Below are 24,745 nucleotides of genomic sequence, written 5' to 3'. Positions count from 1 at the left end.
GTATCAACGAATAATGGTTTCCCACGCCTTTTGCAAGCGCTTGACCGATACAGGCATGGGGGTTCTGAGTTCCTGGGCAAAAAGGGCGACACGCAGCTCTTGCAACAGCCACTGAAAGTCGTCAAGGCGTTCATCAGGGGCGCCTTTGAGCGAATTTCGCATTCGCTGGTAATTAACCAGCAAAGGCGCCATATCCGCCATCATCCGGGTATCACGCGCAGGATCATTGCGCAATTTATCTATTCTTGCCGAACTGGCTTTAAGATAGCGGGGGAAATGCACCAATTGTGCATAGGGATTTTTTTTCAGGAAACCCTTGCTCATCAGCAGTCCCAGGTTAGCCACCATATCTTCATAAGCCTGCTTGTGCGATTTAATTGGTGGAAGCTTTTTTTGCACCACAGCCCACTCTGCCAGAATCGTGCCGGCAAGACGGGCAATTTCCTGGATTAACAGGCCCAGACGCCCTTTGGCATCCTGTTTCCTTTGCTCAAATGCCCCCGCATCTTCAGGTAAAGGACTAAGCAGACAAGCTTGCATCAGGGCGCAGTCAACAATCTGGTCACGCAAATCTTCCTGTGAGCCCAGGGGCATATAAATCATGCTCATGCGCGTCAAGTCGGTAATATTCTTGCTGAGGAATTTAAGCTGGTCTTTCAGAGCAATACGAAAAAGCCGCAACAACCCGGCCTGATGCTTCTGACGGGCCGTTTCAAGGTCGTCAAACACATCCAGGTCACAGGACTGCCCATTATCCACCAACGCCGGATAACCAATGAATGACTGGTTTTTCTTTTTGATTTCCAGCAATTCGGGCAATTGGCCAAAATTCCATTCGGTAATGTTTTCACTGGCCAGCACCTGGGCAACATCGCGGTCTTTGCTGGCCAGCCGCTGGAAAGTTTCCTGCGCCTGCATGCCATGTTCGGCCTTAAGCTGATTAAGGTTACGGCCAGCCGACAGCATTCGCCCGTGTTCATCAATTACCTTGAAGTTCATGAACAAATGCACGGGCAATGTTTCAATCTTGAAATCTTCTTCTTTTACCCGAACCTTGCACTCGGCCCAGATATCTTCCGCAATGGCGCTTGTGAGGGCCATGCCCGGGTTGGCCAGCCGTTCAAACCAGCGCTGGTGAAAACCGGTGGCATAATCGGGCAGCGGAACGCAGTGACGGCGCAGTTTTTGTGGCAATGACTTAAGTAACAAATGCACCTTTTCTTTAAGCATGCCCGGCACCAGCCACTGGCAACGTGTGCTGTCGATCTGGTTAAGGGCATACACGGGAATCGTCATGGTCACCCCGTCACGCGGTGAACCCGGTTCAAAATGATAATCAAGGGACAGGTCAATGCCATCCCATACGCATTTTTTGGGAAATACATCGGTGGTCACGCCGGTTGCTTCATGGCGCATCAAATCATCCCGGTTCAAAACCAACGCCTGTTGGTTAGCCACCGGCAAGTCTTTATACCAGCTTTCAAGTGTGGCGGTCTGGTATATATCTTCGGGAATAAGCTTGTTATAAAAAGCAAAAATCAGCCCGTCATCAACCAGAATATCGGGCCTGCGCGACTTATGCTCCAGTTTTTCAATTTCCCGTATCAAACGGTTGTTACGCACAATAAACGGTAATTTTGACTCAATCCCGCCAGCCACCAGGGCATCACGAATAAAGATTTCCCGTGACTCGGCCGGCGCTATCCGACCATAATGCACCTTGCGTCCATGATAAATTTGTAAGCCGTACAAACTGGCCCTTTCATTGGCCTGTACTTGTCCCAGCTTTGCGTTCCATGCAGGATCAGACCATTGTTTTTTCAATAAATGACTGCCAATGGATTCTATCCAGCGCGGATCAATTTGAGCAATGCATCGCGCAAACAGCCGCGACGTTTCAACCAATTCTGCCGCCACGATCCACTTGCCCGCTTTTTTAACCAGCGCCGAACCCGGATGGATAAAAAAACGAATTTCGCGCGCGCCCTGGTAATGCGGGGATTCATCGCTTTTGCAACCCAGATTGCCCAGCAAGCCGGTTAGCAATCCCTTGTGAATCTGCTCAAACGTGGCATCGGTCTGGTTAAGCCGCCACCCCTGCTCCCGAACCAGGCTGTGCAACTGGGTATGCACATCATGCCATTCACGCAAGCGCAAAGGTGACAGAAAAGAAGTCCTGAGTTTTTCAACCAGTTTTCTTTGGGAAACTTTGTGCGCAACCGCCTCGTTATACCAGTTCCAAAGCTTCAGGTAAGACATGAACTCGGATTTCTCATCCTTGAATTTGGCATGCGCCTGGTCACTGGCTTCTTTGGCGTTAAAAGGACGCTCTCTAGGGTCTTGAATGGATAGCGCCGAAGCAATCACCAGTATTTCACCTAGACACTGGTGCTCCCGGGCGGCCAGAATCATGCGGGCAAGCCGCGGATCAACCGGCAACTTGGCCAGGCTATGGCCGACAGGTGTCAGTTTGTTGGCGTCATCAATCGCCCCCAGCTCTTGCAAAAGGTGATAACCATCGGCAATGGCTTTGCCACTTGGCTTGTCGACAAAGGGGAACTGCTCAATCTCTTTAAGGCGCAATGCTTTCATGCGCAAAATGACCGAAGCCAGGGAAGAACGCAGGATTTCCGGATCGGTAAACGGCGTTCGCAGCTTAAAATCATCTTCATCATAAAGACGGATACAAACACCCGGTCCAAGACGTCCACACCGTCCTGCCCGCTGGTTGGCCGAGGCCTGACTGACCGGCTCGATTTGTAACTGTTCAACCTTGTTACGCCATGAATAGCGCTTGACCCTGGCCAGGCCACTATCAATCACAAAACGGATGCCCGGCACCGTTAGCGAGGTTTCAGCCACATTGGTGGCCAGAATTACCCGGCGCTGGTTAGTGGAAGGATGAAAAATACGTTCCTGGTCTGCCTGCGACATGCGGGCAAACAAAGGCAGCACCATCGTGCCAGCCGGATGCTGCTTGCGCAGGGACTCGGCAGCTTCGCGGATTTCCCTTTCTCCGGGCAAGAAAACCAATATATCACCTGGCCCATGCTGCGCACACTCATCAACGGCATCAACAATGCCATCAATCAGGTCTTTTTCTTCATCCTGGGCCAAGCGACTGGATTCAGGCTGCGCCCCAGGACTTTGCTCATCCTCAAAAAACCGGATGGGGCGGTAACGCACTTCGACCGGATACAAACGGCCCGAGACTTCGATGACCGGTGCCTTTTGCCCGTTTTTACCGGCAAAATGCGTGGCAAAACGATCAGCATCAATAGTGGCCGAGGTAATGATTAATTTCAGGTCTTTGCGCCGGGACAGCAACTGCTTTAAAAACCCAAGCAAAAAGTCAATATTCAGGCTGCGCTCATGGGCTTCGTCGATAATGATCGTATCGTATCGCCTGAGCAAGGGATCGCGCTGTGATTCAGCCAGCAAAATACCATCGGTCATTAGCTTGATGGCAGCACCAGGACCGGTTTTGTCGCTAAAACGAATCTGGTACCCCACCCATTCACCGATGGGTGTATTCAGTTCCTGGGCGATACGCTTGGCCACTGACGTGGCGGCCAGCCTGCGCGGCTGGGTATGGCCAATCATGCCTTTCAGGCCACGCCCCAGTTCAAGACAGATTTTTGGTAACTGGGTTGTTTTGCCCGAACCGGTCTCACCACATACAATAATTACCTGATGGGCTTGAAGCGCCTTGGCAATTTCCGACCTTTTCGCACTGACAGGAAGCTCTTCAGGGTAAGTAATGAAAGGTGGCAATCGCACAGGCGCCTGTTCATCTGGCGTTTGTTTTGTGCCACTATGATTCGAAACAACATTTTTATGCATAAATAATTTATCTTTAAGTCTAGCCCACATTATAATTTTGCCTTGACTTTTTATTATCAAAACTGGGCCATATTTCATTTTTAGTCACACAGGATTGTAACTTAACACCATGAGCACAAACGAACCCGCAACCTATTCTGCCCTAGACGCCCCTGAATTTGCCCCGGCACAGTTCGTCCGATGGTTTCGGGAAGTCGCGCCATATGTCCATACCTTACGCGGAAAAACATTTGTTGTCGGCTTTGGTGGAGACTTGGTACAGGCGGGTGCCCTGAATGCCTTAATTCAGGATTTATCACTACTAACAGCCTTGGGTGTTCACCTGGTGCTGGTACACGGCTCGCTTCCCCAGGTTAACGAACAGCTAAAACTGAAAGGTTTTGAGTACCAGTTTGGCCGAGGCATTGAACCCACCAGCCCCGAAGCACTGGAATGTGCCAAGGAAGCGGCTGGTGAAATCCGCCTGGATATCGAAGCCGCTTTCAGCCAGGGCCTGCCCAATACCCCCATGTCCAACGCGCACATCCATATTATTTCAGGAAACTTCGTGACTGCCCAGCCAGTTGGTGTTATTGATGGGGTCGATTACAAACATTCGGGCAAAGTACGTAAATTCAACCTTAATGCCATGAAAAAAATCATTTCTCATGGCGCGGTTTTATTAATGTCACCCATTGGATTCTCGCCCACTGGCGAGGCTTTCAACTTGCCCATGGAAGACCTGGCCACCAATACGGCCGTTGCCCTTCAAGCCGACAAACTGATTTTCATGACCAGGAACAGCATTTTGAAAGACCCCCAGGGCAATGTAATTACAGAAATTGCCCGTGAAGATGCTGACAACCTGATCAGGCAAGGACATCTTGATGAGGACACGGTCACTTTCCTGCAGCATGCTTCAACAGCCGTCAAACGTGGCGTCAAGCGGGCTCACCTGATTCCTTACGAACTTGATGGCAGCGTTTTGCTTGAGTACTTCACCCACGATGGTGTGGGCACCATGGTGGTGGAAGACACGCTGGATGACCTTCGCCCTGCCACCGTTGATGATATTGGTGCAATTGTCAGCCTGATTGAACCCCTGGAAGCCGACGGAACGCTGGTTCCGCGCGGTCTCAACGTAATTGAGCGCGATGTGGAGAAATTCACGATTCTTGAGCATGATGGCATTATTTATGGCTGTGTTTCACTAATTCCTTACCCTGAATCCAAAATGGCCGAAATGGCCTGCCTAATTGTCAATCCTGATTGGCAAGGCAGTGGTGAAGGGGAAATCCTGTTGCGCCATGCAGAAAACAAGGCTCGTGCTTTGGGTGTAAAACGCCTGTTCGTGCTCACCACCCGAACCTCTCACTGGTTTGTCAAACGCGGCTTTGTTCAGGGAACCATCAATGATTTGCCTGCTGAAAAGCAAATGAACTACAATCGATCCAGAAACAGTCTAATTTTTATCAAGAAACTTTAATAAGGTAGCAAAATGGCACGTCTTGTTCAATGTGTAAAACTTAAAAAAGAAGCTGAAGGCCTGGACTATCCTCCGTATCCTGGTGACTTGGGTGTTAAAATCTGGCAATCCATTTCCAAGGAAGCCTGGATCGCCTGGACCGAAATCCAAACCCGTATTGTGAATGAAAACCGCCTTAACCTGGCCGATGCCCGCGCGCGCAAATATCTGCAGCAGCAAATGGAAAGCTATCTGTTTGAAGATGCCAACATTGAAGCCCAGGGCTACGTACCACCGTCAAACTAAGTTTGACAATTGCTTAAGCATAAAAAACAGCCTCTGATGAGGCTGTTTTTTATTTGTCTAATGCGACGCTTAATCTTCGCTTGTATTTGGGGCTTCGCTTGCCTCAGCCTGTGCTACCTTGACAACTTTGGCTTCTTTGGCGGCTTCTTTAGCGGCTTCTACCGCTTCTCTGCCTCCGCGAGCCTGTAACTCGGCATTTTTAACGCCCGTGTGACGAACGTCTTCACCCTGAACCATATAAATCACCCGTTCGGCCATGTTTTTGGCATGATCACCAATACGCTCAAGGGCACGGGCAATAAACAGTAAATCAATACTACCAGAAATGGTACGGGGATCTTCAATCATATAGCTGATCAATTCACGTAAAACACCTTTCCACTCTTTATCGACCAATTTGTCGCTACGCACCACTTCAGCGGCCAGAATGGGATCGCGGCGGGCAAAGGAATCAAGAGAACGATTCAACATGGAAATAACGCTTGCCGCCATATGACGCAATTCAATTACAGGCTCATAACGCTGATTAGTTTCATGAAGGCGACGCGCCATTTTAGCAATTTTCTCGGCTTCATCACCCGAGCGTTCCATATCTGTCAACATTTTGGAGACCGACAATAGCAAACGCAGGTCAACAGCGGTTGGCTGGTTAAGTGCCATCACCTGCGTAATCGACTGGTCAATCTCGACTTCAAGCTGGTTAACTTCCCTTTCACGCTCGAAAATACGTTCCATGACCACAGTATTGCCGGTAGCCAGAACATCGATGCCATCGGCAATCATGGACTCTACCAACCCGCCCATCCGGAGAAAGCGTGAACGAATATCTTCGAGATCTGCCTCAAAACGTTTATTTGTATGTTCAACCATACCTGCACCTGTTTAAAAAGAAGAATGAAATGATTTTAAGAAGGTTTAATGACACAAATATGACACTAAGCCTTCATTGTCCTGATTCCCTGCTGAGTGGCAATCAATGCAACGCTTGCAGGAGAAATGGCAAATAAACCACATGTTACAACACCGGGTACATTATTCATAATGGCCTCCATGTCAGCGGCATCATCAAGACTAAAACCAGCCACATCCAGAATCGGATTTCCATTATCGGTCACAAACCCCGCCCGTAAAACCGGATTGCCACCCAGCGCCTGTATTTTCCGGGCAACCGCATTAACCGCCATGGGAATGACTTCAAGAGGAATGGAAAATTTGCCTAGTCTGTCCACCACTTTAGACTCATCGGCAATACAAACAAACTGTTCGGCCACCGAAGCCACTATTTTTTCCCGGGTCAGGGCCCCGCCCCCGCCCTTGATCATTTGCAGGCGCGCATTGATTTCATCGGCACCATCGACATAAACCGGCATGCCTTGAACTTCATTAAGATCCAGCACGGGAATGCCCAAACCGGCCAGGCGTTGCGCACTTCGCTCAGAGCTTGCCGCCGCCGCCTTGAATTGCGCCTTAAAACCGGCCAGGTGATCAATAAACAAATCGGCCGTTGAACCGGTGCCCACCCCCACGACGACGCCAGAGCCCAGGAATGGGCGGATATACTCAACAGCCGCCTTGGCCACCTGCTGTTTCAACTCATTTTGACTTAACATTTTTTTACCCTTTACTTAAACTGCAGCGCATAATTTTTTTCGGAAAACCCCAGGAAGACCTGGCCATCATGCGTCACCGCAATCGGTCGTTTTATGGCTGAAGGGAATTCGGCCGCGATGGCCAGCCATTGCTCATCAGTGGCTGGGGTTTTTCTGTCGGCAGGCAAATTGCGCCAGGTCATGGAAGCACGGTTAATCAGTTTTTCCCAGCCCCCCACCAAGGGTGCCCATTGCTGCAACCTGGCCGCATCAATCGGGTTGGTACGGTAATCGATGAATTCAACCGCATAATCATTAGCCTGCAACCATTTAATGGCTTTCGTGCAGGTGCTGCAATTTTTAAGACCGTAAATCGATATTGTTTTCATTTCTTGTGGTTCCTGTTTGAAGGCGGTTGGCAATAATAACAAACACGCCTACCAATACAATAAATAGAGTAGCCAGGGCATTGACCTCTGGTTTGATACCCAGCCTGACCCGCGAAAACACTTCGATGGGCAAGGTTGTGTACCCAGGGCCATTTAAAAACGACGCAATAACTACATCATCCAGTGACAGTGTAAACGCCAGCAGCCATGCAGCCACCAAGGCTGGGGCAATCAGTGGCAGGGTGATAGAAAAAAACACTTTCAAGGGCGTGGCCCCCAAGTCCAGGGCCGCTTCTTCAAGTGAACGGTCAAGTTCCCGTACCCGGGAAGCAATAACCACCGACACATAGGCCACGCAAAGCGTAACATGCCCCAGCCAAATGGTAAAAATCCCGTTACTGGCCGGAAACCCGGTGATATTCCTGATCTCAACAATCATGAGCAGAAGGGAAATACCCAGAATCACATCGGGAATCACCAAGGGCGCATTCAGCATACCGATATACAGCCCGATGCCTTTGAAGTGCCCCTTACGTACCAGGACATAACCAGCCCAGGTGCCAATGATCACGGCGGCGGAGGCCGTGAGAACCGCAATTTTAAGGGACAGCCAGGCAGCACTTAGCAATGCCTGGTCCTGGAACAGGCTTTTATACCAGCGTAAAGAAAAGCCCGACCAAGAAGAGGCCAGCGCCGAATCATTGAAAGAAAAAACAATCAGGCTAAGAATCGGAATATACAAAAACAGGAATCCGATGCCCAGAAAAAACCATTTGAAGAAAATACCTTGTTTAAACATTATTTCCTCATTGGACACTGGTTTCTTTAGACTGGCTGTACTGAAATATCGCCAATGGCACCAACAACAGCAAAATCATGGCAATGGCCACTGCCGCTGCAACCGGCCAGTTTGCATCGGTAAAATACTGATCCCACATGACACGTCCAATCATGTAAGTATTGGTGCCTCCCAGCAACTCTGGAATCACATATTCCCCCACCGAAGGGATAAAAACCAGCATCGCACCGGCAATCACCCCGGGTTTGGAAAGCGGAAGGGTAATTTTCAAAAAGGCCTGCCATGGCCTGGCGCCCAAATCGTAGGCAGCATCCAGCAAACGCTGGTCGAGCTTGATCAGGTTGGTATACAGTGGCAGGATAAAAAAAGGCAGGTAAGAATAAACCAGGCCAATATAAACAGCGATATCGGTACGGTAAATTTCAAGTGGTGTACTGATGACTCCTGTCCATAACAAAAAATTGTTCAATAAGCCCTCATTACGCAAAATGCCCACCCAGGCATAAACCCGCAACAATAAAGATGTCCAGAATGGCAAGATAACCGCCAGCATTAACAGGTTGCGCGCTTTAGGTGACGAACGCGCAATATGATACGCCATTGGATAGCCAATCAATAGGCAGCATATCGTTGTGACGGCGGCCATTTTCAGGGAATTCAGGTAGGCACCCACAAAAATACTGTCGGTGAGCAACAGAATATAGCCTTCCAGGTGCAAAGCCAGCCTGACAACCCCATCCTTAATTTCAATTAATGAAGAGTACGGGGGAATGCCAAACGTGGATTCCGCAAAACTGATCTTCAGGACAATGAAAAAAGGCACCAACAGACAAATTACCAACCATAAGTAAGGCGGCAAAATGGCCAGGGCATTTTGTGAAGGCAAAAACCTTTTAAGGGCGGCTATCTTCATGCTGGCAATACCGTACCGCTATCGGGCCCCCAGGTTACATAAACCTCATCATCAACCCCGGGCGCATCTTCCTGGGTAAGCTTGATACTGGGCACACTGGCCTCTATGACCTTGCCCGAATCCAGGCGGATCTGGTACAGGGCGTAACTGCCCATCCAGGCCAAGTGAGTCACCATACCATGCCCCACATTGGTCTCATCGTCGGGCTGCTCACGTAACACCCGAATCTGTTCGGGACGAATAGAAACATAAATGTCCATGCCCAAGGGTTCGCTAACGCCATGATTCACATACATGGGACGCATCAATTCGTCGCTTTCAATCAGGACGTGATCGGGCTCATCGACCACAATTTCACCGGTAAATATATTGGTAGAGCCAATAAAACTGGCCACAAATTGCGAATTGGGGAAGGTATACACATCGTGTGGCGTGCCGCATTGCACAATTTGCCCATCGGTCATGACGGCCAGGCGGTTGGCCATCGTCATGGCTTCTTCCTGATCGTGCGTGACCATGATGCAGGTTACGCCTACCTGATCAAGGATTTTTACCAATTCGATTTGGGTTTTTTGGCGGATTTGTTTGTCCAGGGCCGACATGGGTTCATCAAGCAATAACAGTTTGGGTCGCTTGACCAGGCTGCGGGCCAACGCCACCCGTTGCTGCTGCCCGCCCGAGAGTTGGCCGGGCTTGCGTCTTGAATAAGCCGCCATCTGCACCAGGTCAAGCGCAGCAAAAACCCGGTCATGGATTTCATTACGCGCAATGCCTTCCTGCTTCAGGCCAAATGCCACATTATCTTCAACCGTCATGTGCGGAAACAGCGCGTACGATTGAAACATCATGTTAACCGGGCGTTTGTACGGCGCAATGCCCGCGATATCCACCCCATCAAGCAGGATTTGCCCTGAAGTGGGTTGTTCAAACCCGGCCAGCATCCTTAACAGGGTGGATTTGCCGCAACCCGAACTGCCCAGCAGGGCAAAAATCTCGTTACGGCGCACGGACAGGTTCACCGACTTGACGGCAACGGTATCACCAAAAATCTTGACAACATCAACCAGCTTGACGAACTCTTCAATGTTGTCGACTGCCGCAGGATGGCGTACTTCTGACATGCTTATTTACCGGATTTGAGCTCTGCCCACAAGCGTGTTTGCAAGCGGGCAATATTCATGGGCTGGGCCTTAATGACAAAAAGGGTTTTGGCCACCTCTTCGCCTGGGTAAATCATGGGATTGTCGGCAATATCCTTATTCACGAAATTGCGTGCCTCTTTATTGGCATTGGGATAAAACATGACATTGGTAATCGCAGCATGCACTTCGGGCGTTTCAATATAATTAATAAATGCCATGGCATTTTCGGGATGCGGTGCATCTTTGGGAATGGCCATGGTGTCAAACCAGGCCGGTGCCCCACCCTGCGGGATGAAATAATCAATCTCAAAAACCTTACCGGCTTCTTTGGCACGACTAGCCGCAATCATGACATCCCCCGAAAAACCATACACCATACACAGGTCACCGGAAGCCAGTTCATCAATAAACCCCGATGAACTGAACTGACGGATGTAAGGACGGATTTTTTTCAGGACCTCAAGGGCCTCACGATAATCTTCGGGCTTGCTGCTGTTCGGGTCTTTGCCCATGTAATGCAAAACGGCCGGAAACACCTGGGCCGCTTCATCTAGCATGGAAATACCACAAGACTGGAATTTTTGTGCGATCTCGGGCTTAAACAGGTTATCCCAATTGGCCAAGTCGGCATTTTCACCTAAAATTTCTTTGGCCTTGGTCACGTTATAACCCAGGCCATTGGTACCGTAACCCCATGGCACCAGGTATTCATTGTCCGGGTCAACCTGGGCCACCAGATCCATAATGGCCGGATCAAGATTTTTCAAATTGGGGATTTTGGATTTATCCAGTTTCTGAAACAGGCCGCCCTGGACTTGGCGTGCCGCGTAATGGGTGGAAGGCACCACCACGTCATAGCCCGAGTTGCCGGTTAACAGTTTTGCCTGCAGGATATCGTTAGTGTCATAAGTGTCGTAACGTACCTTGATACCCGTTTGTTTTTCAAAACCGGGAATTGTGTCAGGAGCCGTGTACTCGGCCCAGTTGTAAACGTTCAGCACCTTTTCTTCTGCTGCCAGGGCAACACCCGACACAGACAAGGACAATGCAGCAACGGCCAATTTACGAACGAATTGCATTTTCATATCGCACTCGACTCCTAAACAGTGTAAAAAAGAGAATCATAAATCATTTAATAAAAAAATGATTTTTTTCATTGGTTTTTTGTGTAAAACCGATGCAAGTCTTCCCAAAATACCAAACCTTGCTGGGGCAATACTTTTTCCAGGGATCGTTTCAGCCGGTTCAGGTTATCGTCACATAATGAAGCAGTCATGACAAGTTGCCGGCCCTTGTCAAAATCAATCAGCCATGCCTTGTTATCGGTATCCACAAGAATATTGAACGCGTTTAAATCGGCATGCCATACATTGGCGCGGTGCATCAGAAAAATACTGTGTGCACAGGCCTGCGCCAAGGCGCTGATATCAGCAGTGGCGGGCATATCTTGCAATACACTGGCCAGCGGTTTGGTATTAGGTAGCGTTTGGGTAATTAAGGCAGCCCGGTAAAAACACCAGGAACGTTCATAACTGGCGGCAACCACCTTGGGTACGGGCAAGCCCTGTGCATGCATGTATTGCAACAGCCTGAATTCAGCAAATGAACGGGTGTTTTCAGCCCCGTTCCAGACATAATGCGACTTGTTAAAACGGGCCACCAGCCCGCCACGACGATATTGGCGTAAAACCCCATAACCCCATTGATCATGGACGAACCAGGCCGCATTACGTCCCCCCGCACTAACCGGTTGGACCCGGTCTGCATAAAAACCAGGCTTAAACACGCGCAAATCTGGCGCAATCGCAAAAGCGGGATCATAAAGCATGCCACTGTTGCCAGCCTTAACCCGTACCACCTGACCAAGCGTGTCAGTCATCCCGGTTTTTCATCCAGTCTGCCACCCCATAGAAAGACTGCAACATGGGATCCATAATGGATTCAGGAATATTCTGGTCCATCATGGCCCTGCCTATACAAATCACCCACTGGTCACGCTCGACTGAACCAATGGAAAAAGGCATATGCCTGGCTTTAAGACGCGGGTGTCCAAACTGTGAAATATACCGGTCGGGCCCGCCCAGGTAACCGCTCAGGAACAAGAACAGTTTTTCCCGCGCATTATCAAGCGACTCACCATGTGTATCGCGCAGTTCCTTGAACTCAGGCTCCAGATCCATCAAGTCATAAAACCGTTCCACCAAGTCTTTAAGACCCTGCTCACCACCAATCTGCTCATAAAAACTGACTGTACGATCCAGGGGTTCTACCATAGGTTGCACGCGTATCATTTAATCCATACTCCGTAAAACTTGTAAAGGAGGTGTTGTTTTAACACCTTTAAGTGCCATTTTACCCCCTAATGAGGAAGCGGCAACCCCAACGGCCACCCCAACCAGCCAGGGCCAGTAACTTAAGCTAATGGTAAAGTCAAAAACATAATAAGCCAGCAGGCCCGCAATTAACACGGCAGCCGTGGCCGCCAGTAAGCCTGCAAACAGGCCAACAATAAACAATTCCAGCCGCTGGGCCTGATCAAGCTGCCCCGATGTCGCCCCCAGCGAACGCAATACCGCTGCTTCATAAATACGTTCATCATAAGTGGATAAAAAGGCGGCTATCAGCACTACCACGCCGGCCAGAAAAGTGAAGACAAACAACAGTTGCACGGCCAGGCTTACTTGTGAAAGCACCGACTCGAGCTGGGCCAATATACCCGAGACATCAAACACCGTAATATTGGGGAATTGACTAACCAGCTCCTGGGTAAACAGCGGCAGATTTTCGGGCAGGTGAAATGAGGTAATCCAGGTCGCGGGTTTATTCTCAAGCAATGGGGCCGACAAAATCGCAAAGAAATTAACCTGCATGGAATCCCATTTCACCGTTCTAAGGCTAGTGATTTTAGCTTCCACCAATTGCCCGGCCACATCAAAGACCAGGCGATCATTTAATTTAAGCCCCAGGGTTTCGGCCAGATCCAGCTCAAAAGACACTTCGGGCATTGCCTGGTCAAGCCATTTTCCCTGGGTAACCGTATTGCTTTGCGGCAGCTCGTCAAAGTAAGACAGGTTGAATTCTCGCTGCACCAGACGGCGTGTTCTTTCTTCGCGATAATCAGCGGGTGTGATTTCCTTGCCATTGATTTGCACCAGGCGGCCACGCACCATGGGCTCCAGTTCAGGTGTTGACAATCCCTGGTGCTCAAAAAACGCCTGTACCGGCTGACGCTGATCAGCCTGAATATTAATCAGGAAACGATTGGGCGCATTCTCGGGCAAGGTGTTGCGCCAGCCAGCCAGCAGATCGGTACGGATCAGGCCAAGCAAAAGAATAATCATTAGGCCCAGAGCCAGCGAACAAACCTGGACAATTGTCATTTGTTTGCGGCTAACCATGCCGGCCAGCGCAAAGCGCAATACCGGTTTATGCATAAGGCGCTTGCGCAACACGCCCACTAGCCATACCAGGCACCAGGCTGACAACGCAAAGCTGCCCAAAGCCACCAGGAAGCCGGCCCCCACGATTAGGGCCAGTATGAAGCTTTTGGCAAACCACCAGAGCAAAGTCATAAACACCAGCCCGCCCAGCAGGTAAGCCCCTGTTTTACCTGCCGACAACAACTGCAAATCCTGACGGATGACTTTAAGTGGTGGCACCTTGCTTAGCTGCAACAACGGGGGTACCGAAAAGCCGATTAACAGGACAACCCCGACAATACCAGCCTGTAAAGCGGGCAACAGGGATGCCGCCGGTAACTCGGTTTGCAACAGGGGCATCAGAAAATAAAGCAGGAAGTAATGGAACAAATAACCCATCGCACTCCCGGCCAGAGAAGCAAATACAGCCACCAGCAAAAATTCAAGCAGCAAAATTTGCCGAACCTGACTGCCTGAGGCCCCAATCGTTCTCATGACCGCGACCCCATCCTGATGCCGTTTGGTAAAGCGACGTGAACCCAGGGCAATGGCGACGCAAGCAATCAGGACCGTTAACAGGGCCACCAGGGCAAAAAACTGCTGGGCCCTGTCCAGAGACTGGCGTACCTCTGGCCGCACGGATTCAGTCCCGCGTATTTGCTGTCCCTTGCTAATGGCCGTTTCCAGCCATTGACGGTAGTTGGCCACGGCATTGCCACTGCCAGCCAGCAGTAATGCATATTTAATCCGGCTACCCGGTGCAATCAGCCCGGTCGCCTCTAAATCAGCGGCATTCAACATAAGCCGTGGCGCTATGTTCACAAACTGCAAGCCCTTGTCGGGTTCGCTTTCGATGATCTTTTCAACCTTGAACGTTTTATTGCCCAACTGGACGGTCTGCCCGGGCAACACCTCTAGTTGCAGCAATAATTGGGCATCGGCCCACACCGTTCCGGTCTCGGGCGCTGCCCGCACGCTTTCATAGGATGTATCATGCCCGGCCTTAAGTTTCAGGGCCCCCCGCAAAGGATAAGCGTCACTCACGGCCTTAACCGAAGCCAATCGGGTTTTATCGGTCGCTGCCACCATAGAGGGAAATTGCCAAGTTTTCGCCATTAACAAACCATCTTGCCGGGCACGTTCCAGCAGCGTTTGCTGGATCGGCTCATCGGACTCCAGCAACAGGTCTGCGGCCAGCATTTGTCCGGTATCGCGTTCAAGGGCCCGTGATACCCTGTCAGACAGGAAGCCCACGCTACTGACGGCAACAATGGCGATAATCAGTGCAAGAAACAGCAACTTGAGCTCGCCGGATTTCCAGTCACGCTTGAAGGATACCCAGGCAAGCCGCCCATTTAACATACGTATCATTGCCAATCTTCCAATCATTTATTTGGCCATTAATAATGCCACGGTTAGAAAAAGAACCAGTGAAAAAATTCTTTTCAGATGAACTTCGGGCAAGCGGTACGCCAGCTTTACCCCATGCCTGACCACAAACATGCCACCCACCGCCATGCTTGCTCCTATTATCCAGTGGGTATTGCCACTCCAGGCATAAGTGCCCAGCGCCACACAGCTGCCCGGCACAATCATGGCCAGAGCCATGCCCTGGGCGGTCGTTTGTCTGAAACCATAATACAGGGTCATGACCGGCACGATAATTAAAGAACCACCCACACCAAAAATACCGCCAATCAGACCCGAACCCAATCCCAGCCAGACAGAGGTGGACAGTTTCAGTTTTGTAGCAGTCCCAGGTTGGGAAATCGACTGTTTCCTGACTTTCCCGGGAAGGGTCTGCCACAAATACAACGAAGCAATCAGGGCAAGAAAAAGGGCAAACAAACGGCGCAACAGGACAGGATCAATATCCTGGGCCATGATTGCCGCCAGATTGGTGGCAATCATATTAATCACAACGGCAACCCCGACGCTCTTGAAATCAATGCGGGCGCTTTGGTTATAGCTTCTGACCGATAACAGCACATTGCTGACAATCATGACCAGCGCCGTTCCCTGGGCCAATTGCTGGGGCATGTCAAACAGGAGCACCAGCATGGGAATGGCAATCAACCCTCCTCCAATACCCACCATGGCCCCAACAAAACCAATACTGGCTCCCAGCAGCAAATACAAAGGAATACTCAGCAACCCATCCACCCGTGACTCCTTTGTCTGATTTTATTTTATAAACTGCAAGACTTCTTCAAGACGGGAAACCGGCCAGATTTCCAGCCCTTCTATTTCCTGCTTGGGTGCATTATGTTTGGGTATTAGCGCAATACTGAAGCCCAGTTTAGCCGCTTCCTTGAGCCTTTCCTGGCCTCGGGTGGCGGGACGCACTTCGCCAGCCAGCCCCACCTCACCAAAAACCAGCAAACCTTGTGGCAAAGGCTTGTTTCTTAAAGAAGAAATAATTGCCAGCAATACGGCCAGATCAGAGGCGGTTTCGGTAATGCGCACCCCCCCTACCGCATTAACAAAAACATCCTGGTCAAAGGTGGCCACCTGGGCATGCCGGTTAAGCACTGCCAACAGCATGGCCAGCCTGCCGCCATCAAGTCCCAGTGACAAACGACGCGGGTTGGGCACATGAGCGGTATCCACCAGCGCCTGAATTTCCACCAGCAAAGGGCGACTTCCTTCCTGGGTAGCCATCACGCATGTGCCGGGCACATTGGCAGCATGTTGGGAAAGGAACAGGGCCGAAGGATTATTAACCCCCTTAAGCCCTTTATCAGTCATGGCGAACACCCCCAGCTCGTTGACGGCACCAAACCGGTTTTTAAAAGCCCGGATCAGGCGATAGGAAGAATGATGCTCACCCTCAAAATACAACACCGTATCAACAATATGTTCAAGTACCCGGGGGCCTGCCAACGTACCGTCTTTGGTCACATGCCCGATCATGACAATAGAAACGCCGGTTTGCTTGGCCAGACGGGTAAGCTGTGCGGCACACTCACGCACCTGCGACACCGAACCCGGAGCGGCACTTAGCGCACCCGAAAACAAAGTTTGAATGGAATCAATCACGGCCACCTGCGGTTTTTCTTCCTGCAAGGCCCGTTGAATGGTTTCCAGCTGGATTTCAGCCAGCAACTTGACATTGCTGGCATCAAGATCCAATCGTTGCGCCCTTAACGCCACCTGTTCTGCAGACTCTTCACCGGTTACGTACAGCACAGGCACTGCCTGTGAAAGCATTGCCAGCGCCTGTAACAACAGGGTAGACTTACCAATCCCCGGGTCTCCGCCAATAAGGACCACCGACCCCGGCACCAGACCACCACCCAGCACCCGGTCAAATTCCGCCAGGCCGGTAGGTTGTCGGGGCGTTTCGCGTACTTCGATGTCAGCCAGTATCCGTACCGGTGCCGATGAGGCCAGATGAGAAAAACGGTTTATACCCGCCACCGCAGCGGGTTGTTCAATGGTTTCCTGCAAGGTATTCCAGGCGTCACAATGTGTACACTTGCCCTGCCATTTATTACTGATTCCACCACACTCCTGGCAGACATACACTGTTTTTGCTTTTGCCATTACCTTGGTCTTTTCCTTTCTGGTTTAGTTATATTACGGTTTATTTGAAACGGACTGGCCTTTACCACTACAGGCTTTTTCCACCGTCAATTTGCAGCACCTGCCCGGTAATAAAAGCGGCATCGTGGGACAGCAGAAATTGAACCGCCGCCGCAATTTCTTCAGGACGCGCCAAGCGCTTAAGGGGGATATCGGCCAGCAGTTCCTTTTCTTTTTCACTGCCCACCGGATAGTTTTCACGTAAAAGCTGTGTTTCTACCGGACCGGGTGAAATGGCATTCACCGTAATGCCATAGTCGGCCAATTCCAACGCCCAGGTTTTGGTACAGGCCACCAGGGCCGATTTAGCCGCCGCATAACTGGTTTTGCCCGCTGAGCCATGGCTGGCAATACTGGCAATATTAATAATCCGCCCTTCCTGACGTTGCTTCATGGCATCGGAGAAAGCCTGAACCACCTGAACCGCCGAGCGAACATTAAGGTCGTAAACCTGGTAAAACGAAGCCAATGAGATCTCACCCAAGGCTTCAGGCAACACAACACCCACGTTATTGACAATGGCATCAACCGGATATTTTTCACGGATCATGCGCAAGACGTCTTCGGTCTGGCCGGCGTCATTCAAATCACATTGATACAAAAAACCCGGGAAATCTATTTCATCCACATGACGGGCCAAACCAATAACATGGGCACCCGCATCGCTCAGGCGTCTTGAAATGGCCCAGCCGATCCCTTTGGTTGCCCCAGTTACCAGGACACATTTATTCTTCATCCGGTTTTCCTTATATTTACATTCCGGTCTATTTTACATAGATTCATGGCAAGCCTATTCTTCAATATCAACAGGCACCCGTTTTGCCAGTGCACACATGAGTTCATAGGAAATGGTGCCAGCATGGCTGGCCACCTCATCGATGTGCGGGCCATTTTGTCCCCATAAGTTTACCCAGTCACCCTCTTGTGCCCGGGGAACGGGATCAAGGTCTACCGTTAGCATATCCATGGATACACGGCCAATAATTTTTGTGCGCACACCATTGACCATAACGGGTGTTCCGGTTGGGGCATGCCGCGGATAACCGTCGGCATAGCCGCAGGCCACCACCCCCACACGGGTATGATGAGCTGCCGTAAAGGTGGCGCCATACCCAACCGACTCTCCCTTTTCTATGTGCTGCACCGAAAGCAGTTTTGCCCTTAAGGACATGGCTGATTGCAAGCCAAATGCAGCCGCTGTTTCGGTGGCCGTATCGAAAGGCGAGGCCCCATACAGGCAAACCCCCGGCCTTACCCAATTGTCACGCTCATTGAAAGCCAGTGACGGATACCGCAAGGTGGCGGCTGAATTACACAAACTAAGTGCTCCGGGCAAGCCGTGGGTAGCCTGATTCATGAGGCGCACCGGTTCATCGACGCCACCTGGCTGGCCATCGGCACTTGAAAAGTGCGACATGAAACCAATGTTACCTACCCTTCCCTGCTTTTGCAGGGCCCGTAAATCCTGAAACCGCGCAGCGCAATCGGCGGGGCGAAACCCCAAACGATTCATGCCCGTATTGAGCTTGAGAAAAACATCCAGCGGCTTGCCAGCTGGCATCTTTTCAAGCATTTTGATTTGTTCGATATGGTGGACACTGGTCGTGATATTGTTTTCCTGCAAATAGGGCAAATCGGCTTGTTCAAAAAAACCTTCAAGCATCAATATTTTTTTATCCCAGCCCTGTTCCCGGCAACGAATCGCATCGTTCAGGTCAATGAGTGCCAGTCCGTCTGCCTGGGCAAACCCCCGGATGCCGTTTTCAAGCCCGTGCCCATATGCATTTGCCTTGATAACCGCCCAAATAAAGGGCAGCCTTAGCGGGTTTCCCGTTTTGTCCTGACAACGCTGGTGGGCTAACTCAAGATGGTTGCGCACCACCTGTAAATTATATGAAAGTGCCGGCAAAGATATTGTTGCACGGATTGGGCGAGGCATTTACGTTACTCCAGTTTAAAAATACAGCAACCAGCCTTAAATTATAATCACTCCTGCGGCTTATAATCATCCCAATGCAATTATTTTACGAGTCCCTGCATGTCTGTTGAACATTATGAGAATTTTCCGGTTGCCTCTATCCTTATCCCGGCCGCGTTAAGACCCGCCATTCATGCGGTTTACGCTTTTGCCCGCAGCGCCGATGATATTGCCGATGAAGGTGATTTACACCCCGCCCTGCGACTGGAAAAACTTCAAGCTTACAGGACTGCGTTAGGAAAAATACAACAACAGCCCACGAACCCCGGCGATTTTGGCTCCCAGGCATTAAATAGCGTGTTTATCCCCCTGGGAAAAATTATCCAGCAATATCATTTGCCACTCTGCGCCTTCCAGGATTTGCTAACTGCCTTTGAGTCGGATGTCCATTTCGCGCCCTTTCCAAATCGTAAGGCGCTGCTTGAATATTGTCGCTTTTCAGCCAACCCGGTGGGACGGTTAATGCTGCATATTTACCAGGCAGCCACTGAAGAAAACATTGTCTTATCCAATCACATCTGTACGGCCCTGCAACTGATCAATTTCTGGCAGGATGTGGCCCTTGACCTGAAAAAAAACCGGGTTTATCTGCCTCAGGACAGCCTGCAACAGCATCATATCAATGTACAAAACCAGTCCACTCAAAAGATAACCCCTGAGTGGATCGGATTAATGCAGGAACAAATCGAATTTACCCGTACAATGATGCTTGCCGGCGCACCCCTGACCAAAAACCTGCGTGGACGCCTGGCCTGGGAAATGCGCATGATAATTCAGGGTGGATTGCGCATTCTGGAAAAAATTGAAAATGTCCACTATGATGTTTTCAACCAGCGCCCGGTATTACACAAACCTGATTGGGCCATTATTTCATGGCGTGCTTTAACTCATTCTTAACATCATGACACCAGACGAATACTGCCAGGATAAAACCAACAAAAGCGGATCCAGTTTTTATTACTCTTTCCTGTATCTGCAACCTGACCCCAGACGTGCTATTACGGCCATCTATGCTTTTTGCCGTGAAGTTGATGATGTTGTCGATGAATGCTCCGATCCTTCATTGGCCCGCGTCAAGCTGGGCTGGTGGCGCAATGAAATTGGCAATCTTTACCAACAAAAACCCGAACATCCCGTTACCAAGGCGCTGGCACCCCATATTGAACCTTTCAAACTGGCACAGGAACACTTCCTGGCTATTATTGATGGCATGGAAATGGACCTTGACCAAAGCCGTTACCTGGACTGGGCAGGTCTGAAAAAATATTGCTGGCATGTTGCCAGTGCCGTGGGCCTGTTGTCGGCCCGGGTTTTTGGCTTTCACAACCCCCAAACCCTGCAGTATGCAGAAAAACTGGGACTGGCCTTGCAAATGACCAATATTATCCGTGATATTGGTGATGATGCCCGCCGTGGACGCATTTATCTTCCCATTGAAGACCTGCAAACCTTTGACGTTAAAGCGGCCGATATCCTGAACAGCCATTACAACGACAATTTCAAAAAGCTGATGGCCTTTCAAACCAATCGCGCTCGCCAGCTTTATCAAGAAGCCTTTACCCTGTTGCCAGAAGAAGACCGTCGTTCACAACGGCCTGGCATTATGATGGCAGCCATTTACCATGCCCTGTTACAGGAAATTGAGCATGAAAAATGGAATATCCTGGATCAACGCATCAGCCTGACCCCGATCCGAAAATTTTTTATTGCCTGGAAAGTCTGGATAAACGGCGGCAGGAAATTTACCCGTACCATTCGTAATGCCACCCCCTGATACCCCTGATCAAAAACGCGTCGCCATTATTGGTGCAGGGTGGGCTGGCCTGGCTGCCGCCCACACCCTGCAGCAAAAAAATTTCAAGGTCCATGTATTTGAACAATCGCACACCCTGGGTGGACGCGCGCGTAAAGTGCACTCCCGTAAACTGGGCAGAACAATTGATAATGGCCAACACCTGCTTATTGGTGCTTATGTAGATACCCTGCGGCTTATGCAAGAACTGGGCCTAAATGAAAAAAAACATTTTCTAAGACAAGCCCTTGATATCTCAAGCCTGAACCAGGATTTCAGGCTAAGCATCCAGTCAACCTTACCGGCACCCTTGAATTTCCTGTATGCCCTGTTACGGGCAAAAGGCCTGACCTTTTCAAACAAATACAAATTAATACGTGCACTGGCAAGCCTGAAAAAGCAAAAATGGCAGATACCCCAGGCACAAACTGTTGCCCATTGGCTAAAACAACAAAACCAGACACCGTTTCTTTGCCAGTTTTTTTGGGAGCCACTTTGCATCGCCACCCTGAATACAGGCACCAACAAAGCCAGCATGCAACTGTTTGCCATTGTGTTACAGCAAAGTACCGATGCCGGCAAACAGGCATCCGATTTCCTCATTCCACGGGTTGATCTAAGCACCTTATGGGCAGAAAAATTAAGTCATGACATTGCAATTACTTACGGCAAAAGCATACAGTCCATACAAATGACGTCTGCGGGTTACCAAATAAATGGTCTTGATGTTGATGCCGTTATTCTAGCCACGCCTGCCAGACAATGCGCCAGAATCATGGCCTCCTTGCCCGGTAGTGAAAACCAGCCAGGCCTCATGAAGGCACTGCAACAGTTCAACTTCAATCCAATCATGACGATTACCCTTGAACTGGAAAAAAACTGGCACTTGCCCTTGCCGCTGTATTTGCTTAAAACCGAAAATCCGCAACAAGACCCGGGGCAATGGCTGTTCATGCGCTCCCGATTCATGAACGATGCGCACAGCTATCGACCCGAAATCACCATTGTGATCAGCCTGGCCAATGAGTGGCTGGCCAAAGACAAACAGGAAATCATTCAGCGAGTGATTGAACAGCTTGAAAGACAGGCACCAGAAAAAATCCCCCTGCCAGCCGTAACCGCGTGGGACATTATTACCGAAAAAAGGGCAACTTTCAGTGCTGAACCAGGCCTGCAGCGCTTGCCAAACAACACTGCCTGGCCAGGTTTATACCTGGCCGGTGACTGGACCGACACAGGCTTTCCCGGGGTGCTTGAAGGCGCTGTCAAAAGTGGACAACTTGCCGCCCGGCTTTTGACAAAACACCTTATTTCATGAAATTGACGATTTTTTCCAGCGACTCGTCAGATGGCAATCCGCCGGACTTGAGGATATCAGCCAGGGAATATTTGGCAAAACAAGCCATAAATGCCTCCAGCGCTTCTTGCATAATACCGGTTAAGCCACAGTAGGCACCAATATTACAGGTATTTTCAGTGCTAAAACACTCCACCAGATGAAAATCGGGCTCAACCGTTTTAATCACTTCAGCCAGGCAGATTTCTTCCGGCTTCTTGGCCAGTTTCATGCCGCCGCCTTTCCCCCTGACCGTCTCAATCCATGCCAACTGGCCAAGCTGATGGGTGATTTTCATTAAATGCGGCTCTGAAATATGATAGGCCTTGGCAATTTCCTTGATGGTACAAAGCCGCTCAGGATGCACCGCTAAATACAAAAGCATCCTGAAAGCATAGTCTGTTCTAACCGTCAGCCTCATTTTTTCTCCATGGGTTTGATCAGGCCACCCTTATCAAAAGCCTGATCAGCACGAGGCCGCGTAAGAATGGGTACAAACTGCCAAAGATAAAAAGCAAATGCCAGTATCCAGGCAAGACCTGACAAATGCAGCAGGGACTGGGTATAAACAGATGGGTACAAGGCCGCCAGACGGCTGACGGTAGCCACCAGCACCAGCACATAACTGCCTACCATTAAACGGCTGGCCTTTAATGGATGACCGGTATGCCCCAAGGCAGTACGGGTAAGCATTCCAATAATCATAAGAGAGAACCCGCCCATGCCAATGACGTGAATATACGTGGCCGGACGGACCATGATGGAAGGACGGATACCGGCAAAATAAAGTGCGCCCAATACCAGTCCCAGGCCCAGAAAAAAATAAGCCAGGTATAACACCCAAAGCAGGGGCTCGCCCAGAACTTTGGCAGGCTTCCATTGGATAACCTGGACAATAGCAATCACACCGGCAATCCCGATAAACAGCGCCATTACTTCAGGCAGGGAGACCAGACCAAAGAAGATGGCAAGACCGCAGGCAATTAACTGGTACAAACCGGAACGGGTATGCATGGGAATTTGTAAACCCTGGATTTTACGGGTAGCAAAAAATGGCACTACTCGGCGGGCAATTAACAGTGCAATCAGCACCATAAACAAAATGCCAATTTCAAAAAAGGACAGTAAGAGATCAAACTTGCCCTGATAATAGGTAAGCAGGAACACCAGATCCATAATGCCCAGGCCCAGCACTGCCCATGGCAAAGCATAATTGCGTTTGCTTTTGGCTTTCAGGATAACCCTGAACAGGCAAATGGCCGACACCAGATAAAAAGAAAACTCATACAGCACGCCCGTCAAAAACATGCTGTCGCCCGGGATCAGAAAGGCAATCCGGGCCATTAGCCAGGTAAGGCTTAAGATGGCCAGTGGCACGCCCTTGATCGGATTGGAACCCGTCCAGGTTGCACTGGCCGTAAGCAGAAAGGCAACGGCAATCGTGCCAACAAACGCCCACAGCATTTCATGGGCATGCCACCATACCCCATTTAAAGCCCCTGTCAGGAAGTGTGGCATGTAAACCCACAGCAGAATAGAAATTAGCGCCCAGGCTGCACCGGCAATATATAACGGCCGAAACCCCAATGACAGAAAGGCCGTCATCCGGGTTTCGGGTTTTTGCTTTTTGCTTGGCGGAGAAATGGAAATAAGCGTACTCATGTGTTGACCCCTGTTTAGCTTTATCGTTACTTTATAAGATATACATTATATACATCTTATAAAGCAAAAGCTATTCTTACCATAGAAATAATCAATAAATGCTTACTTGAATAGCTGAACCAGCCACACACCCAAGGCGGTTAACAGCAAGGTGCTTGCCAGACTGATACCCATATAGGCACCCGCCCACAACCATTGACCCTTCAGTAAAAATTGCAGGGTTTCTGCCGAAAAAGTAGAAAAAGTGGTTAACCCACCCAGAAATCCGGTAACCAGAAACAGCCTTACCCATAAAGGGGTATGCTCGTTAATCGAGAAAAAGCCAATTAACAGGCCAATAAGCAAACCACCCAGACAATTGGCCAGCAAGGTACCCCACGGCCAGGACTCCTGGTTAAAGGCAATGCCCAACAACCAGCGTAAAACAGCGCCAAGGGCTGCGCCGATGGCTACAGCAAAAAAATTACCGGGTGCAAACAGGGTCATGACTTAGCAAGGTGATGAATGAACGGTATTAATGAAGGTGCCGTTTGCTGACAAGCATGTAG

Annotated in this window: 23 protein-coding genes; 5 read left to right on the top strand and 18 right to left on the bottom strand. The window is 50.0% G+C overall.

Annotation, left to right across the window (positions count from 1 at the left end; translation table 11 throughout):
• Positions 1-3 precede the first annotated feature (3 nt).
• The gene (gene hrpA, locus JHL22_RS01550) at positions 4-3,843 is read right to left on the bottom strand and encodes an ATP-dependent RNA helicase HrpA (protein WP_200233099.1); all 3,840 of its coding nucleotides are present in this window, start codon (positions 3,841-3,843) and stop codon (positions 4-6) included.
• Between the two features lie 109 nt (positions 3,844-3,952).
• On the opposite strand from hrpA, the gene argA reads away from it, so the two are divergent.
• Positions 3,953-5,308 carry an amino-acid N-acetyltransferase gene (gene argA, locus JHL22_RS01545; protein WP_200233093.1) on the top strand — a complete coding sequence of 452 codons (1,356 nt, stop codon included), beginning with the start codon at positions 3,953-3,955 and terminating at the stop codon, positions 5,306-5,308.
• A gap of 12 nt (positions 5,309-5,320) precedes the next feature.
• Positions 5,321-5,593, top strand: coding sequence for an oxidative damage protection protein (locus JHL22_RS01540; RefSeq protein WP_169295026.1), 273 nt, complete (start codon positions 5,321-5,323; stop codon positions 5,591-5,593).
• 69 nt (positions 5,594-5,662) lie between these two features.
• On the opposite strand, the gene phoU is transcribed toward JHL22_RS01540, so the two are convergent.
• From phoU to alr, 14 genes are all read right to left on the bottom strand, one after another.
• Positions 5,663-6,463 (bottom strand): phosphate signaling complex protein PhoU, encoded by an 801-nt coding sequence (gene phoU, locus JHL22_RS01535; RefSeq protein ID WP_200233091.1) that lies wholly within the window; start codon positions 6,461-6,463, stop codon positions 5,663-5,665.
• 65 nt (positions 6,464-6,528) lie between these two features.
• On the bottom strand, positions 6,529-7,203 hold the full coding sequence (gene rpiA, locus JHL22_RS01530; RefSeq protein ID WP_200233090.1) for a ribose-5-phosphate isomerase RpiA: 675 nt from the start codon (positions 7,201-7,203) through the stop codon (positions 6,529-6,531).
• Between the two features lie 11 nt (positions 7,204-7,214).
• A complete protein-coding gene (locus JHL22_RS01525; protein WP_200233088.1) occupies positions 7,215-7,571 on the bottom strand; it encodes a Spx/MgsR family RNA polymerase-binding regulatory protein in 357 nt (118 codons plus the stop codon).
• Complete coding sequence (locus tag JHL22_RS01520) at positions 7,543-8,370, bottom strand: ABC transporter permease subunit (protein WP_200233083.1); 828 nt, start codon at positions 8,368-8,370, stop codon at positions 7,543-7,545. The genes JHL22_RS01525 and JHL22_RS01520 overlap by 29 nt, the downstream gene beginning before the upstream one ends.
• A gap of 7 nt (positions 8,371-8,377) precedes the next feature.
• Complete coding sequence (locus JHL22_RS01515) at positions 8,378-9,283, bottom strand: ABC transporter permease subunit (protein WP_200233082.1); 906 nt, start codon at positions 9,281-9,283, stop codon at positions 8,378-8,380.
• Positions 9,280-10,404 carry an ABC transporter ATP-binding protein gene (locus JHL22_RS01510; RefSeq protein ID WP_200233081.1) on the bottom strand — a complete coding sequence of 375 codons (1,125 nt, stop codon included), beginning with the start codon at positions 10,402-10,404 and terminating at the stop codon, positions 9,280-9,282. The genes JHL22_RS01515 and JHL22_RS01510 overlap by 4 nt, the downstream gene beginning before the upstream one ends.
• A 2-nt stretch (positions 10,405-10,406) precedes the next feature.
• Positions 10,407-11,510 (bottom strand): polyamine ABC transporter substrate-binding protein, encoded by a 1,104-nt coding sequence (locus tag JHL22_RS01505; RefSeq protein ID WP_200233080.1) that lies wholly within the window; start codon positions 11,508-11,510, stop codon positions 10,407-10,409.
• A gap of 68 nt (positions 11,511-11,578) precedes the next feature.
• On the bottom strand, positions 11,579-12,304 hold the full coding sequence (locus JHL22_RS01500) for a 3-deoxy-D-manno-octulosonic acid kinase (RefSeq protein WP_200233074.1): 726 nt from the start codon (positions 12,302-12,304) through the stop codon (positions 11,579-11,581).
• Positions 12,297-12,716, bottom strand: a complete 420-nt coding sequence (locus JHL22_RS01495; protein WP_200233072.1) for a group II truncated hemoglobin — start codon at positions 12,714-12,716, stop codon at positions 12,297-12,299. Before JHL22_RS01495 ends, JHL22_RS01500 begins: the two co-directional genes overlap by 8 nt.
• Positions 12,717-15,215 (bottom strand): ABC transporter permease, encoded by a 2,499-nt coding sequence (locus tag JHL22_RS01490; protein WP_234041032.1) that lies wholly within the window; start codon positions 15,213-15,215, stop codon positions 12,717-12,719. It lies immediately after the preceding gene.
• A gap of 18 nt (positions 15,216-15,233) precedes the next feature.
• Positions 15,234-16,007 (bottom strand): sulfite exporter TauE/SafE family protein, encoded by a 774-nt coding sequence (locus JHL22_RS01485; protein WP_200233070.1) that lies wholly within the window; start codon positions 16,005-16,007, stop codon positions 15,234-15,236.
• Between the two features lie 21 nt (positions 16,008-16,028).
• Positions 16,029-17,390, bottom strand: a complete 1,362-nt coding sequence (radA, locus tag JHL22_RS01480; RefSeq protein WP_200233067.1) for a DNA repair protein RadA — start codon at positions 17,388-17,390, stop codon at positions 16,029-16,031.
• Between the two features lie 67 nt (positions 17,391-17,457).
• On the bottom strand, positions 17,458-18,165 hold the full coding sequence (locus JHL22_RS01475; protein WP_200233065.1) for an SDR family oxidoreductase: 708 nt from the start codon (positions 18,163-18,165) through the stop codon (positions 17,458-17,460).
• 54 nt (positions 18,166-18,219) lie between these two features.
• The gene (gene alr, locus JHL22_RS01470) at positions 18,220-19,368 is read right to left on the bottom strand and encodes an alanine racemase (protein WP_200233063.1); all 1,149 of its coding nucleotides are present in this window, start codon (positions 19,366-19,368) and stop codon (positions 18,220-18,222) included.
• A 99-nt stretch (positions 19,369-19,467) separates the two neighbouring features.
• Between alr and hpnC the strand changes: the two genes are divergently transcribed.
• Genes hpnC through hpnE form a run of 3 tightly spaced genes read left to right on the top strand, consistent with a single transcriptional unit; the run spans position 19,468 to position 22,517 of the window.
• Positions 19,468-20,304 carry a squalene synthase HpnC gene (gene hpnC, locus JHL22_RS01465; RefSeq protein ID WP_200233056.1) on the top strand — a complete coding sequence of 279 codons (837 nt, stop codon included), beginning with the start codon at positions 19,468-19,470 and terminating at the stop codon, positions 20,302-20,304.
• Between the two features lie 4 nt (positions 20,305-20,308).
• On the top strand, positions 20,309-21,181 hold the full coding sequence (gene hpnD, locus JHL22_RS01460) for a presqualene diphosphate synthase HpnD (RefSeq protein ID WP_200233051.1): 873 nt from the start codon (positions 20,309-20,311) through the stop codon (positions 21,179-21,181).
• Positions 21,168-22,517 carry a hydroxysqualene dehydroxylase HpnE gene (gene hpnE / locus JHL22_RS01455; RefSeq protein ID WP_200233046.1) on the top strand — a complete coding sequence of 450 codons (1,350 nt, stop codon included), beginning with the start codon at positions 21,168-21,170 and terminating at the stop codon, positions 22,515-22,517. Before hpnD ends, hpnE begins: the two co-directional genes overlap by 14 nt.
• On the opposite strand, the gene JHL22_RS01450 is transcribed toward hpnE, so the two are convergent.
• The 3 genes from JHL22_RS01450 to crcB form a co-directional block, all read right to left on the bottom strand.
• Positions 22,507-22,956, bottom strand: coding sequence for an RrF2 family transcriptional regulator (locus tag JHL22_RS01450; RefSeq protein ID WP_200233040.1), 450 nt, complete (start codon positions 22,954-22,956; stop codon positions 22,507-22,509). The genes hpnE and JHL22_RS01450 overlap by 11 nt on opposite strands.
• Positions 22,953-24,197, bottom strand: a complete 1,245-nt coding sequence (locus tag JHL22_RS01445) for an NnrS family protein (RefSeq protein ID WP_200233039.1) — start codon at positions 24,195-24,197, stop codon at positions 22,953-22,955. Before JHL22_RS01445 ends, JHL22_RS01450 begins: the two co-directional genes overlap by 4 nt.
• 102 nt (positions 24,198-24,299) lie before the next feature.
• Positions 24,300-24,683, bottom strand: coding sequence for a fluoride efflux transporter CrcB (gene crcB, locus JHL22_RS01440; protein ID WP_200233038.1), 384 nt, complete (start codon positions 24,681-24,683; stop codon positions 24,300-24,302).
• Positions 24,684-24,745 lie beyond the last annotated feature (62 nt).

Source organism: Advenella mandrilli, assembly GCF_016595155.1.
Lineage (GTDB): Bacteria > Pseudomonadota > Gammaproteobacteria > Burkholderiales > Burkholderiaceae_B > Advenella > Advenella mandrilli.
This window is presented reverse-complemented; position numbering and strand designations above follow the sequence as displayed.